The sequence below is a fragment of the Paraburkholderia kirstenboschensis genome (genome assembly GCF_032806925.1).
GTDB lineage: Bacteria > Pseudomonadota > Gammaproteobacteria > Burkholderiales > Burkholderiaceae > Paraburkholderia > Paraburkholderia kirstenboschensis.
Window position 1 is genome coordinate 847093 of record NZ_CP136513.1, and the last position, 13793, is coordinate 860885.

The 13793-nt window shown below is 63.0% G+C and carries 9 protein-coding genes; 2 read left to right on the top strand and 7 right to left on the bottom strand.

Annotated elements, in window-relative coordinates; genetic code table 11:
- Positions 1-35: 35 nt before the first annotated feature.
- Positions 36-1364, bottom strand: coding sequence for a glycosyltransferase (locus RW095_RS26410; protein WP_317021779.1), 1329 nt, complete (start codon positions 1362-1364; stop codon positions 36-38).
- A gap of 167 nt (positions 1365-1531) precedes the next feature.
- On the opposite strand from RW095_RS26410, the gene RW095_RS26415 reads away from it, so the two are divergent.
- Together RW095_RS26415 and RW095_RS26420 are read left to right on the top strand one after the other, a co-directional pair.
- Positions 1532-2749 carry a glycosyltransferase family 4 protein gene (locus tag RW095_RS26415; RefSeq protein WP_317021780.1) on the top strand — a complete coding sequence of 406 codons (1218 nt, stop codon included), beginning with the start codon at positions 1532-1534 and terminating at the stop codon, positions 2747-2749.
- Between the two features lie 269 nt (positions 2750-3018).
- Entirely contained in the window at positions 3019-3441 is a 423-nt protein-coding gene (locus tag RW095_RS26420; protein ID WP_128589937.1) for a helix-turn-helix domain-containing protein, read from the top strand.
- A 242-nt stretch (positions 3442-3683) separates the two neighbouring features.
- On the opposite strand, the gene RW095_RS26425 is transcribed toward RW095_RS26420, so the two are convergent.
- The 6 genes from RW095_RS26425 to RW095_RS26450 form a co-directional block, all read right to left on the bottom strand.
- Entirely contained in the window at positions 3684-6095 is a 2412-nt protein-coding gene (locus tag RW095_RS26425; protein WP_317021781.1) for a polysaccharide biosynthesis tyrosine autokinase, read from the bottom strand.
- A gap of 23 nt (positions 6096-6118) precedes the next feature.
- The gene (locus tag RW095_RS26430) at positions 6119-7312 is read right to left on the bottom strand and encodes a polysaccharide biosynthesis/export family protein (RefSeq protein WP_317021782.1); all 1194 of its coding nucleotides are present in this window, start codon (positions 7310-7312) and stop codon (positions 6119-6121) included.
- A 37-nt stretch (positions 7313-7349) separates the two neighbouring features.
- Positions 7350-8303, bottom strand: coding sequence for a glycosyltransferase family 2 protein (locus RW095_RS26435; protein WP_317021783.1), 954 nt, complete (start codon positions 8301-8303; stop codon positions 7350-7352).
- Positions 8304-8305: 2 nt separating this feature from the next.
- Positions 8306-9715 carry an undecaprenyl-phosphate glucose phosphotransferase gene (locus RW095_RS26440; RefSeq protein WP_317021784.1) on the bottom strand — a complete coding sequence of 470 codons (1410 nt, stop codon included), beginning with the start codon at positions 9713-9715 and terminating at the stop codon, positions 8306-8308.
- A 36-nt stretch (positions 9716-9751) separates the two neighbouring features.
- Positions 9752-10486 (bottom strand): Crp/Fnr family transcriptional regulator, encoded by a 735-nt coding sequence (locus RW095_RS26445; RefSeq protein WP_317021785.1) that lies wholly within the window; start codon positions 10484-10486, stop codon positions 9752-9754.
- A 626-nt stretch (positions 10487-11112) separates the two neighbouring features.
- On the bottom strand, positions 11113-13770 hold the full coding sequence (locus tag RW095_RS26450) for a glycosyl hydrolase 2 galactose-binding domain-containing protein (protein ID WP_317021786.1): 2658 nt from the start codon (positions 13768-13770) through the stop codon (positions 11113-11115).
- Positions 13771-13793: the final 23 nt, after the last annotated feature.

Sequence of the window (13793 nt, forward strand, 5' to 3'; positions counted from 1 at the left end):
CGCACGCATCCATCGTTTGAGCGGCGGCACGCGTTCTAGCGGCTCGCCTGAGTATTCGTTCTGTCACCGGGGCGCTGCATTGCGGCCGTCAACTCGTCGATCATTCGCTCCAAGTACCGCTCCACCGAAAACTCCGCTCGTGCATCTATCAGCGCCTGTTGCGCGAGGCGCTGTGCAAGCGCGGGATCTGTGCGCAAGACAGCGATTGCCTCGGCGAGCGCCGCTGCATCGCCGGGCTTGACGAGCCAGCCGTTGCGGCCATGCCGCACGATCTCCGTTACGCCGCCCGCGGCTGCCGCGATCACCGGGCGGCCCGCCGCCATGCCCTCGACGATCACACGTCCGAAGGGCTCGGGTTCCGTCGACGTGTGCAGGATCACATTCATCGCTTTCATCCACGTGGGCACGTCGTCCTGAAAGCCCGCGAAGTGCACACGCTCCGCAATGCCGAGCGCGGCGGCCTGATCGCGCAAACGCTGCGCATAGGCATCCTCACCAAATAGCGGTGCGCCGACCAGAACGAGGTGTGCATCGGGCAATCGCGCCAACGCATCGAGCGCGATGTGCTGACCTTTCCACGGCGCGAGGCGGCCGAACAGACCGGCGAGCCAAGCGTGCTCTGGCAAGCCGAGGCGCTGCCTGAGCGAGCCGATGTCGGTGCCATCCACACGATCGAAGGCGCTCGCGTCGATGCCGTTGTAGACGACCGGCACCGAGTCTGCCGCAAGACCCGTGAGCGCTGCAAGCGATCTCGCCGACGCCTGCGAATTGACGACCACGTGGTCGACCGCAAGCCGCACCGCCCACTTGATAACGCTCAATTGCACTCGCCCGAAATGCTCGCGCGTGAGAATGTCGTGCTGATACCAGATCACAGGCTTGCGATACAGCGCCTTGCCCAACGCACCCAGCACAAGTGCTTTTTGTGTGTTGACGAACAGTACGTCGAACGCACGCGCGCGTGCCGCAAGAGCACGGACCTGCCGCACGATGCCCGGCAGCACGCGCAAACAGTTCAAGGCCGACGCTTGGCGCGCGATGCCCGAAACACTCGCGTCGTTGATCACCTGCACGCGTGCGCCGAGCGCTTCGAGACGCGTTCGAAACGGACCGTCGGAAAGCAATACGACCTCGCTGTGCGATCTGCAATGTTCTGCCAATTGCAGCAGCGCGAACTCGGCCCCGCCGAGTTGGCCGCTTTGATCGACGAACAGGACGCGTGGCAACGCGCCCGTGTGCCTGACTGTGGATGCCGGCGTGCCGGAGCTAACCGGCGCGGCAGGCGCGGCAACTGGGTCGATGAATACCGGCGAGACGAGCGGCAGCGGGGTAGCGAGCGGAGAGGCGTCGAGCGTAGGGCGCATAGGAAGGCGAATTAATTGGTTTTTGTGCGTTCGCAAGAGGCGAATGGCGATGATTAATTATTCGCGTCCCGTCGCGCGTCGAATGTGTGCACGCGCACACGCAGCAAACGAAGCGCCACATACACTCGTTGTTAAGCCCAGAGGCGTTGACTGAGGATAAGGAGATCATGAGAGTTGCGATCGTGCACGACTGGCTCGTCGCACCCGGCGGTGCGGAGAAAGTACTCGAGCAGATCATCGAATGCTTTCCCGACGCGGATCTTTTCAGTCTCGTCGATTTTCTCGAAGACCGCCGGCCGTTGCGCGGCAAACCGGTCACCACCTCATTCATTCAATGCCTGCCGTTCGCGCGGCGCCGCTACCGCGCCTACTTGCCGTTGATGCCGCTCGCGGTCGAGCAGTTCGACCTCTCGGGCTACGATCTTATTATCACGAGTTCCTATGCGGTTGCGAAGGGCGTGCTCGTCGGACCCGATCAAACGCATGTGAGTTATGTGCATTCGCCGATGCGTTACGCGTGGGACATGCAGCATCAGTATCTGCGTGAAGCGGGATTGACGCGCGGGCCCAGGTCCTGGATCGTGCGCGTGTTGCTGCATTATCTGCGTGGCTGGGATTCGCATTCGGCGAATAGCGTGGACCGTCTTATCGCCAATTCGCAATTCGTCGCGCGCCGTATGATGAAAACCTACCGGCGCGACGCGGCCGTCATTCCGCCTCCCGTCGACGTGCACCAGTTCGAACTATGCACGAGCAAGGACGACTTTTATCTGACGGCCTCGCGAATGGTGCCGTACAAGCGCATTGATCTGATTGTCGAGACGTTCAGCGCAACGCCGCACCGCCAGTTGATCGTGATCGGCGACGGACCCGAAATGGCCGCGATTCGCGCCAAGGCTGGGCCGAATGTGACGATACTCGGCTATCAACCGGCCGGAGTTCTCAAGGAGTATTTGCAGCGCGCGAAGGCTTTTGTCTTTGCTGCCGAAGAGGACTTCGGCATCGTCCCGCTCGAAGCTCAGGCGTGCGGCACGCCGGTGATTGCCTTCGGCAAGGGCGGGGCCCTTGAAACAGTCGTGCCTGTCGGTGAAGCGCATCCTACAGGCGTTTATTTCGGACGACAAACTGTTGTGTCGATGCTCGACGCCATCGACCGTTTCGAGCGGCAGCGCGAGCAGATCACGCCGGCCGCATGCCGTGCGAACGCGGAGCGGTTCTCGTCGGCCGTGTTTCGTCGCGCGTTCATGGCCGAGGTCACACGCACGATCGCCGCGGCGGGCTTGCGCAGCGAGGCGGTGGTAGCGGAGAGGGCTGGCGCCGATCTCGTCACCGACGAGGTCGGCTGGCCAGCACAGCCGGCGCCGCGGAGCAGTTGGGGACGATGAGCCGAGGCTTTCGCGAGCTTTCTTGCTCGGCGATTCAATCCTGTTTCAGCAGGGCAGCATCATCGAACAAGCCGCCGGGCGATGCCACCCGAGCGGCTATCCGGGGGGAGGCGCCAGCGTGGGTCATGGCCGCCTCGATACACGGTCGTCGACGCGGCGGCAGCCGGCACGGATTGTCGCGGCGATTCATTACAACAGGCAGTCGTTATTCGTTCGTCACGTGGTGACGCATGCGAGCACGACCTTTGGACGAGGAAGAACCTACACTCATGAATGCCGATCGCCTTCCGGGATCTTTTCCCGACATTGCTCAAAGCTGGGCCGCGCTGCAGGCTAACGTGCCCATTACTCCCATTCGCAACGAGCATGATTACCAGACGATGGTCGAGCTCGCCAGCGCGCTTGCCGCCCATCTGAACGGCAAGGAGGACGATCCGCTTGCCGATCTTCATGCGATCGTGTCGGAGCTCGTGCGCAACTGGAAAGCGCAGAATACGACTCTTCCGAAAGGGGAGCCGCGCGAGGTGTTGCGGCATCTGCTGGAGACGCACGGCCTGAAGCAGAAGGACCTGATGGGCATCGCATCCCCGACGGTGGTGAGCGATATCCTGGCGGGCCGCCGTTCGATCAGCAAGAAGGTCGCCAAGGCTCTTGCCCAGCGTTTCCAGACGGACGTCAGCGCGTTTCTATAAGGCCGTAGCCAGGCGGCGGTGATCTTCCGCGATCGGCCTACGCCGCTGCTTTCACTCAAGACGTCTCACTCGTTCTGCGCCGGCGGTTTTTCCGCCGCCGGCGTCCTGTCTGCTCTAGCTTCAGCGCCGCTCTCATCATTGCATCATTTCATCGTTGCACGTCGACGCGGCAATAGAAAAAGGGCCACGCCTTCATGCAGCGCAGCCCTCGATCGCTTACCGTTTACCGCTTACAGCGTGAATCAGCCCTTCGTGCTGCTGTCGTCAGGATGGGCAGTCGCATACGTGTATGCATAAGCGTAGTCATACGTACCGTTTTTATTGTGACTCTTCAGCGGTACAGCGTTCATCACGCCACCGACCACGCGCGCGCGCGCACGGCGCAGCTTCTTCAACGCTTCTGCGAGATGGCCTTCGGTGTGCGCGCCGGCGCGCATCACGAGCACCGTCGAGCCCGCGAGATTCGCGACCACCGCGGCGTCGGCGACCGCGAGCAGCGGGGGCGTATCGACGATGATCAGATCGAACTGCTGTTCGAAACGCGCAAGGATTTCACTGAACCGGGACGAGGTGAGAATCTCCGACGGGTTCGGCGGATATGTGCCCGCGGCGATGAAGTGCAGACCCGCGACGCCCGTCGCGCGTGCCGCCGTTTCAAGGTCCACCTCGCCTGTCAGCAACTCGGTGAGCCCGCCTTCAGGCGAGCGGCCGAGATATTGTGCGAGGCGACCGCGCCGCAAATCCGCGTCGATAAGCAGCACCCGCTTGCCGGATTCGGCGATCAGGGCCGCGAGGTTCGCGCTCAGGAAGCTCTTGCCGTCAGACGGCGCGGGACTCGTAATCGCGATGATGCGGTTCGGCGCGTCGAGCAGGCCGAACTGCAACGTCGCGCGCAGGCCGCGCAAGCCTTCGACAGTCGTGTCATACGGATGCGTCTTGACGAGGAGCGGGCGCACCGGCGTCCGGCCCGACGCAATCACGGTCTGTGTGCCGACCGGCTCGCTTCGCGCTTCGTCTGCTGCTGCATTCGCGCGCGAGCGGGACGACAACAGTCCCGCGATGCCGCTTGACGACGCAGTGGCATCTTCCACCTCGGTCGGCCGCGAACGAGGTGCGGCAAGGGCAGCCCCGCGCGTCGCGCTCAACTGCCGGTCGCTGCGCGCCTGTTCCGGACTGAATGTGATCGCGCCGAAAATCGGCAACTGGAAGCGGCGTTCGACGAATTCCGGATCGGCCACGCCGGTAAAGAACTTGCGCCTGCAGTACGCAAACAGAATGCCGCCGATCACGCCGAGCAGCGTGCCCGCCGAAATGATCAGCGCCGACTTCGGACGCACGGGCTTCGACGGCAGCAGCGCTTCGTCGACGATGTGAACGTTGCCGATGGTGCCGGCCCGCGAGATCGACAGCTCCTGGATCTTGTTGAGAAGCGCGACGTAAATTTCCTCGGCGACTTTCGCATCGCGTTGCAATGCGAGCGCGTCACGCTCGGAACTCGGCAGCGTGGTGAAGTGATCTTCGAAGCGCGCTTTCTCGCGGGCCATTGCGGCCAGTTGCGAGTCGACCTGCAGCACTTCCGGGCTTTCGGGAGTGAAACGCTGCAGCAATTGCGCGCGCTGAATGCGCAGCGCCGCGATCTGCTTCTCATAGTCGAGGCCACCGGCGAGATATACGCCCGCTTCCTGAGTCGGCTGGAACGAGCCCACTTTCGACTGATACTCCGATAGCGCGGTTTCCGTCTTCTTTACCTCGGCGCGCAGGCGTGGCAGTTCGCTGTTGAGGAAGTCGAGCATGTGGCTCGCTTCTTCCTGTGCGCGTTCGGTGCGCTGCTTCAGATAAGAGGCGGCCACCGCGTTCGTGATCGCGGTGATTGCGTGGGCGTCGGTGCCCGAATACGACAATTGCACGACGCCCGTGTCACGGCCTTTCTCGGTCACCTGCAACGAAGTGGACAGCGCGGACACTGCGTCAAGCTGATTGAAGCGCGTGATGTAGAACTCCGTGCCGGGACGGGCCACCAGTTTTTTCACCAACAGCGTGACGTCGTGGCCTTGCGCCTGCGCTCCGGCCACGCCAGTCAAAAGCGTTGCGCCGCGCGCATCGGTCAGTACGTAGCGGCCTTTGTCGAGCGCATGCAGCGTCAGTTGCGCGCCTTCGAGCGCCTTCGGCACGACGATCGAGCCAACCTCGAACTGCTCGCCGCCCCACGCATATTCGGTCAGGCCGAACGGTGCAGCGAACGGATGCCCAGGGCTCGCGAACAACGACGCAATCTTGCCCAGCACCGGCACGGTGTTGGCCGACGTGCTGAAATTCAGCTTGAACTGCTCGACTACCGGCTCGACCACCGCGCGGCTCTTGATGATTTCTATCTCGGCCTCGGTGCGCATCGGGCCCACGCTCGGCATCAACGAAAGCAGCTTCTGACCTTGCGCGTTGTTGCCGTTGCTTTGCGCGTCGACCTGAAGCAGCGCATCGGCGGAATAGACCGGCGTGGCGATCTTCGTATAGACGACCGCGGCGAGGATCACGCTGCCCGCAATGCCGATTACCCACCAGATCTGTTCCGTGACCGTGCGCAACAGATCGCGCATCACGGCGTCTTCGTCGCCGCCCGGCGCCGGCCCGTGGTCCAGCATGTCATACGTACTCATGTCGATACTCCGTTGCAAGCAATTTATCTGGACAACTGGACGGTGTAGAACAACGACTGCAGAGTCGGCGTGATCTGTTCGAGTGCGCGATTAAAGCGCGCGGCATTCGACACTTGCACGTACACCACATCCTTCGGTTGCAGATCGAACTTGGTCATCAGCATCAACGCGTCCACCTGCGTCATGTCGAGTTGATAGACGTCCGGCGTCAGCGTTTTGTCGGCGCCACGCACCACATATACGTATCGGGGATCGCCCGTCTTCACATCGAGACTGCCTGCGCCGGTGAGTGCGTCGGCGAGCGTGAGACGGCCGCGGTTCATCGGCAGCGAAGTCGGCTTGTTGACTTCGCCGAGCACGAATACGCGGCTGTTCGAGCGGTCCGGCACGTCGATGATGTCGCCGTCCTTGAGCAACACGTTCTGCTGCGGATCGCCGGTTTCGAGAAGCGCGGCCACGTCGACCGTATGACGTTTGCCGTCGCGCGTGACGCCGACGTTCTGCAGATCCGCGTCGGGCAGCGCGCCTCCCGCGCGGTTGATCGCGTCGAGCACGGTGAGCGGCGCATCGGTGATCGCTTCGGACGCGGGCGTGCGCAGGTTGCCGGTCACCTGCACCGACTGACTGTTGAAGCCCGACACGCGCACGTCGAGTTGCGGGTCGCGAATCGTGCGCGCGAGCCCCTTCGTCAACGCTTCCTGAACCTGTTGCGCGGTCATGCCTTGCACTTTCATGCGGCCCACGCGCGGAAAGAAGATCGTGCCGTTATTCGCGACACGCACCGTGAGACCGCCTTCGCCGCTGCTCATCGTAGTGGGCGCGATGGGCGACGCGCCTTGCGTCTGCGTGGGGCCGGGCGAGGGCGCAGCGCTGCCGCCCGGCAACGGCGGCGTGCCGGTAGCGAGGCCCATGCCGCCCGTCAGTTCGGGGTGATCCCAGACGATGATGGTCAACTGGTCGCCGATCCCGAGCCGATACTCGTAAAGGCCGCGCGTTTGCGGCGTAAGGCACGTCAACGGACAAACGGCGGGAACGGTGGCCGCGCGTTGCTCGCGGAAATAACCCACGTCGATTGCATGCACCGGAAACTTCTCGGCGGTCTGTTCCGGCGGTGCCGGCGGTTCGAGCCGTTTGGTGTCGAGGTACGGTCCGGGCGCCAGTGAACAGGCGCATAGAGATGCAGCCGCGAGCGCCGCGGCAATTGTTTTGATAGTCATTTTATGGTCCCTTCGCGTGTAGCCGGTGCGTCGATAGTTAGCGCACCGCTTCCTGCCATGCCCCGCGCATTGCGCGTAAACCCACTCGCCATTTGCGAAGCGCAAGCGCCAGTCCGCCGCGCTCGAATGCCAGCGACAATGCGCGCAGGAACCCCGGGTCCGCGCGATCGCCGATCAGCGTCGAGTAAGCGACGAACGCCCATCGGCCAGGCGGCGTCAGGTGTTCGCACATGATGAGTCGGAGATTGAAAGACGCGTTATAAAAAGCCGTGTCGTTGAATGTGAAGCGCTGATCTTCGTCGCCGCGCTGAGCCGGAAAGTGTTCGACGAGCAGCGCCGGGTCGTAGACGAGCGTCCAGCCGCGCCGCCGCACGTCGAGGCTGAAGCCCATTTCGCAATGAACCTGCGCGCCGCTGCCCCGCAAACGCGCGTCGAAGCGCAGCGTGCCGATCGCCTCGCGGCGAAACGCCATGTTCACGCCTTTGAGCACGTGGACTTCGCGCGCCTGGCCGTGGCCGATGTGATGATTGCCGATCGTGCGGCCATACCATCGCACGATGCCCACGCACGGCTTCTGCCCCTGCAGGATGCCGTTGCGTTCATGCACGATGTCGCGCCCGCCGAGACCGCCCAGGCACGGATCGCTCTGGAATGCGCGAGCGATTCGCGCGACCCAGTCGGAATGCGGAGCGGCGTCGTCGTCGGTAAAGCACAGCACGTCGCCACACGCGCTTTCGATGCCGAGGTTATATGCGGCCACTACACCCGGCTTATGCACGAGCACGACGCAGCGGCGCGGATCGGGCCGGTTGGCCTCACGCGTGCGCAGCCAGTCGAGCGTCGCATGGTCGTCGTGACGGGCGATCACGATCACTTCGTCTGGGCGGCGCTCCTGTGCGTCGAGCGCCGCGAGGCACCGCGCCAGATCGGCGGTGCGTCGATACGTCGGCACGATCACGGAGACTTTCACGAGCGGTTCACGTAGCGGCATGATCAGAATGCGTTGCGGCCGACAAAGCCCTTGAAGATCGTGATGAAGACGATTTTCATGTCGAACCAGAACGACCAGTTGTGGATATAGAAGAGGTCGAACTTCACGCGCGCTTCCATCTTTTCTACCTTGCGTGTTGCGCCGCGATAGCCGTTCACCTGCGCCCAACCCGTAATGCCGGGTTTGATCCGGTAGCGGTGCATGTAGCCGTACACCTGGTCCTTGTAGAGATCGTCGTGCTCGATTGCGTGCGGACGCGGCCCGACCACCGACATCTGGCCGAGCAGCACGTTCAGAAACTGCGGCAGTTCGTCGAGGCTCGTGCGGCGCATGAAGCCGCCGAGCTTCGTCACGCGCGCGTCATTGCGCGAGGCCTGGGTGAGCTCGCCATGCGCCTCCTGATGCACGGTCATCGAACGGAACTTGTAGATCGAGAACGTCTCGCCGTCGGCGCCCTTGCGGGTCTGCCGGAAGAACACCGGTCCCGGCGAAGTGAGCTTGATGCCGACGGCAAGCACCAGGAAAACCGGCGCAAGCGCGATCAGCGCGGCGGCCGCGAAGAGGCGGTCGAAAATCAGCTTCGGCCACATCTGCGGCGGCGAGAACGGCGGTGCACCGAGGCTCAGCGTGGGCAAACCCACCACGTCGACGAGCGAGTGGTTGAAAAGCGAGAGGCTGCGTACATCGGGAATAAAGCGCAGATTCACGAAGTCGTTCCTGAACATGCGCTGGAAACGATAGATCATGCGTTCTTCTGATAAGGGTAATGCGAGCCATACTTCGTTCACGTGCTCGTCCCGCACTTTTGCGGCAAATGCGTTCAGGTCGCTCAGCACCGGCAGGCGGTTCAGACGCGCGCCGTAAGCGCCGGACGCTTCGGTGCTCGCATGAATGCTCGTGTGGATGCCGCTATCGAATACGCAGACCGGTTTGAAGCCCGCTTGCGGCGCGTGTTCCAGATGGGCGAGCAGCGTGCGCGCAAACCCGGGGGCGCCGACGATTGCAACCGTGCGGAAATTCATGCCGCGCCGGCGTACGCTGCGCAACGCCGCGTGCACCGCGCATTTGGTCACGATGATCAGCACGCCGGAGATCAGCGTCGAATAAGCGAGCCACAAGCGCGACACCGCATCCATGCGATGCAGCGTAAATGCGAGCAGCAACGCACCCGCGACGACGGCGAGCCATGCTGCCGCGACTCTTGCCAGCATCGAGGTCAAGGGCTTGCCGCGCCACGTCTCGTACACGCCGAAGCCGGGAAACATCAGCAGCACCAGCACGCAGTTGAACGCGATCATCAGGCGTTCCGTGTCAGGCAATGCGACGAGCGGCGAAAAGCGCATCCATTGGGCGAGCAGGCCTCCCGCAATCACGAAGAGTGCGTCGAGGCATCGCGCAGTATTCCTGAACATTATTGACTCTGCGAGGTAGTCGAATGGTGCGGTGTGTTATTCGACAGTCTCAGCCTGGCGCAGGCGCGGCAGAAGGCGGTCGAACTCGCGCTTGACGAGTCCGTAGCATTCGCACGCACGCGCTTCGAGTCCCTTGCGGTCGAGTACCTTGATGTGACCGCGGCTATGATGGATCAGGCCTTCGTCATGCAGCTTGCCGGCCGCTTCGGTGATGCCCTCGCGGCGCACGCCGAGCATGTCGGCGATCAATTGCTGCGTCACCGTCAGATCGTTCGACGCGACACGGTCCACCTCGATCAGAAGCCACCTGCACAGTTGTTTGTTCAATGCGTGATGGCGGTTGCAGGCTGCCGTTTGCGCGACTTGCGTGAGAAGGGCGTGCATGTAGAGCAGCATCAGTCGGCGCAGGAAATCGGAGCGTGCGAATTGCTGCTTCAGAGCTTGAGCGCTCATCCGGTACGCGAAGCCGGCGCATTGAACCTGCACGCGGTTCGGCATGGTCTCGCCGCCCGTCAGCACCGGCACGCCCGTCATGCCTTCGCGGCCGACCGCGGCGATTTCGACCGAGCTGCCGTCTTCCATCGTCGACAGCATCGAAATGATTGCGGTAGTGGGGAAGTACACATGATGAATGCGTTGGCCCGAATCGCAGAGCAGTTGTTCAGTGCGCAGATGAACCAGTTCGAGGTGCGGAGCAAGTGCTTGCCATTCGTAGGACGGCAATGCGCCGAGCAAATGGTTTCCATGCAGATCTGATTGAAGTGTCAACATGATCGGTCCTCGCGTGAAGGCGCGCGTATGCGCGTCTTCCTGTTTTTGATCCGATTCCCGCATCCTTTTATAAGTCCTGCTGCATTGCGAGCAGCGGGAGGATGCATAGAACCGGCCCCGTATTTTCCTGATGCGCCGCGCCGTTTTCGTCGCTCCCCTACGGCGCCGCGGTGTCGCGTTCTTCTATTAGCGAGGACTGTGCCAACCATGGGGAAAAGCCTGACTGGTGCGACGCAGCGAGAATGCCCTGGTTGATCGGTGTGCTCGTATGCGGCTTTTTGTTTCAATTCTGTACATCGGCCATCGTGGCGGCGGGCGTCGTGGACGCTGTTTTAATATGAGCCAAGTGCTTGATCCGATTGGGTTCGCGTCGGTTGGCAGGGGTAGCGCGCAGCAAGCACTGAGGGGAACCGGGCCTTTCCAGGCACCGCTTCACGCGATGTCCGCGATGTGCCGGAATTGATTCAGATGTGTTCAACGCTCTGCGTTCGCTGCCGTACGGTTCATCGTTTGTGGTTTCAGAAGTCGCGAGAAAACCGACAGTGGTGGGCCGCCGCAGACAGAATGCATTCGCGCAGCGCGAGGTTTTACGCGCCCTGCGAAGGAATCAGCGGTAGAAGATACGTTTACCGGTAGAACGTGCGGCACGCGGCATTGAGCGCACGCACTTCACCGGCGGGTGCCGCATTTGTTGCATCAGCTTTAAAGCCGGCGTTCGATGCGCGCGCAACCATCGTGCTTTGCGATGCATACGGCGCGAGCGGAATGAGCGGCACGATGCAAGGACGGTTCGGCGCAAGGTGGAACCAGTCGTGCGCGGCGCGGTAGTGTGCATCAATGATATGAACGAAGCGCGCGAAGCGCTGCGCTTCTATCACCAACTGCCAGCCGTCGCCGGCGCGCTCCAGTGTGACGGTCAAACCGAGTTCGTGACGCTCGCCAATGCGCCGCTCCGGTAAATGAAACGCTTCAGAAACGATCTGCCCGCTCGCCGCATCGCGCAACGTCGCGATCGTCACGTCGTGGGCGCGCGGGCCGAAGCGGTAGGCATGCGTCAGATCGAAGAACTGACCCAGACAGTCGGCGGCGGATATGCGAGCAGTGGCACGCGGCGCGAGTTGCACCGCGCGGCTCGCCTGCGCAACTTTCACGCGGCCGTCGCGCAGACAGACAAGCTCGAGTTGCGCCGACAACGTTTGCGCGCGCTCATTGATCAGGTGGATATCGAGGCCGTTGAGGCCTTCGTCGGTGAGGAGCACCTGTACGGGTTGCAGCGTGTGCGCGAGGCCGTACAAAGCGCTTTTAGGCCGTCCAGTGGCGTCGATCAACCCCCAGCCGGCGCCCGGTCGCAAATCCTGAAGCTGCCAGACGAGTCCGCCGCCGCAGTCCGACCCGGTCCTGCGCCATTCGGCGAATACCTCGCCCATCAATTCAGCCACCACTGCCCGCGACACGTCCAGATAGCGCTGCGGGTCTTCGTAGCGTAGGCGCGCCGGCTCCACGCCATAAAGCGTCTGAAGATAGTAGTCGCGGACGTCGTCGAAATCCCACCCTGCGCCGGGATCGCGCGGCACTGCGGCTTTCCAGCGCGGATCGTGCGGATGGATCGTACCGAGCGCTTCATTCAACGTGGCGTCGTCGGGGACATTGGCAAAGGCGAGACATTCGGCGGCAAACCGCACCTGCGAGCGACGTGCATCGTCGAGGGGCCGTTGATACGCGCCCACGCCATAGTAGTGAGTGATGCCCTCATTAGTGCAAAACGGCCACACGCCTGTTGAGGGGGAGTTGCTCACATATGGCACGTCCGGCCGTTCGCGAGCGACGATCGAGGGCAACAGCTCGTCGAATACTGATTGCACGCGCATCGAAGGCGGCAACCCGAACATCGCGGCCTGCTGATCGGCCTCGCTGCCGCCGCAGAGCACCGCGAGCGAAGCGAAGCGGCGCGTGCGGGTGAGAAACTGCGCCGCCTCGCATTCGATCGACGCACTGAAGGCCGCATCCTTCGGGTAGTCGAAATTCGCCAATGCGAAGTCCTGCCACACGAGCACACCGTATTCGTCGGCGAGTGTATAGAAGAGGTCGGACTCGTAGACCATCGTGCCGCCCACGCGCAGCATATTCATGCCTGCGCCGCGGGCTAGTTCGAAGGCGTGCCGCAGTTGCGCTTCGCTGCCGGCCAGCGTGACGAGATCGACGCTCGTCCAGCACGCGCCGCGGCAAAACACCGGCACGCCGTTGATATGCAGCGAGAAGCCCGTACCATGCGCGCCGCGTTCCACTGCGATCTCACGAAAGCCGATCGAGCCCAGCGGTTGAGGGAATACCCCGCTGTCATCGAGGTGCAATAGAAGCGGATATAAAGTGGGCGCCCCGTGCGTGTGAGGCCACCAGCGCTCGACGCACGGCACCCGCACGCTGCCGGTCAGCGTGCGGGCATCGCGCCATTGCAACGACGAAACGTGGCCGCCGCAACTGAGTGAAGCGCGGCACGCCGCGGCATCGTGCGGATGAACGAAATGTAGCGTTAGCGAAACAATACCGTCGTCGCCGTCGATCCTGCTCGCGACTTCAAAGTGGTCAACGGCGTTTCGTGCATCGCTCAGCATCTCGACTGGCCGCCACGGCCCAACCGCGTGTACAGAAGGGCACCAGCCCGGCATATGGCCGAGCAGCGTCGTGCGGACGTTGCGCAAAGTGGGCGGCGAGACGAGCCGCGGCCGCCATCTCGCGCGCGAGCGTTTTGCCGCCAACGCTGGCGTTAAAGAGCGAAAGCATATGTCGAGCGTCGCGCTGCCGTTCAGTTCGACGTCGAGGTCGTGTGCGACGAACATCGAATCGGATTCGAGGCGTTTGACGCCGTCGAGCCAGACTTCCGCGATGGTCGCCAGTCCGTGCATACGCAAGCGCCGTTTGCCCGTGCCGTTCAGCGTAATGCGATACCAGTGATCGTCGAAGGCGAGGGGTTCGGGATGCGCCACGTCGAAGAGACCCGCGGCTCGGCGCGCGCTCGCCACCGTGCCGGGCACTTGCGCCGCGAGCCAGCCGTGGGCGGGCAGCTCGTTCGGTGACGCACATGCGCCGGCCGGCGTACTGACACATTGCCAGCCGGTGTCGAGTCGCAGCGGCCAGATGTCGTCGGGCGCGAGTTGCACGGCTTGCGCGGCATGCGAAAGCGAGCCTGGTGCTTGCGCATGCGCAGGTGCAACGTCGAGCGCGGCAGCCGGCAAGCCGCCTATGTCATCGTGTTCGGGCACCGGGTCGGTCGTCAGTGCATCCACGGCGGGTTCCTGATGAGTCCCCG

Excerpts from the sequence above, each read along its gene's own strand:
- RW095_RS26435 (WP_317021783.1), bottom strand. The coding sequence starts at position 8,303 with ATGCCGCTACGTGAACCGCTCGTGAAAGTCTCCGTGATCGTGCCGACG.
- RW095_RS26445 (WP_317021785.1), bottom strand. The coding sequence starts at position 10,486 with ATGTTGACACTTCAATCAGATCTGCATGGAAACCATTTGCTCGGCGCA.
- RW095_RS26415 (WP_317021780.1), top strand. The coding sequence starts at position 1,532 with ATGAGAGTTGCGATCGTGCACGACTGGCTCGTCGCACCCGGCGGTGCG.
- RW095_RS26430 (WP_317021782.1), bottom strand. The coding sequence starts at position 7,312 with ATGACTATCAAAACAATTGCCGCGGCGCTCGCGGCTGCATCTCTATGC.
- RW095_RS26425 (WP_317021781.1), bottom strand. The coding sequence starts at position 6,095 with ATGAGTACGTATGACATGCTGGACCACGGGCCGGCGCCGGGCGGCGAC.
- RW095_RS26420 (WP_128589937.1), top strand. The coding sequence starts at position 3,019 with ATGAATGCCGATCGCCTTCCGGGATCTTTTCCCGACATTGCTCAAAGC.
- RW095_RS26440 (WP_317021784.1), bottom strand. The coding sequence starts at position 9,715 with ATGTTCAGGAATACTGCGCGATGCCTCGACGCACTCTTCGTGATTGCG.
- RW095_RS26410 (WP_317021779.1), bottom strand. The coding sequence starts at position 1,364 with ATGCGCCCTACGCTCGACGCCTCTCCGCTCGCTACCCCGCTGCCGCTC.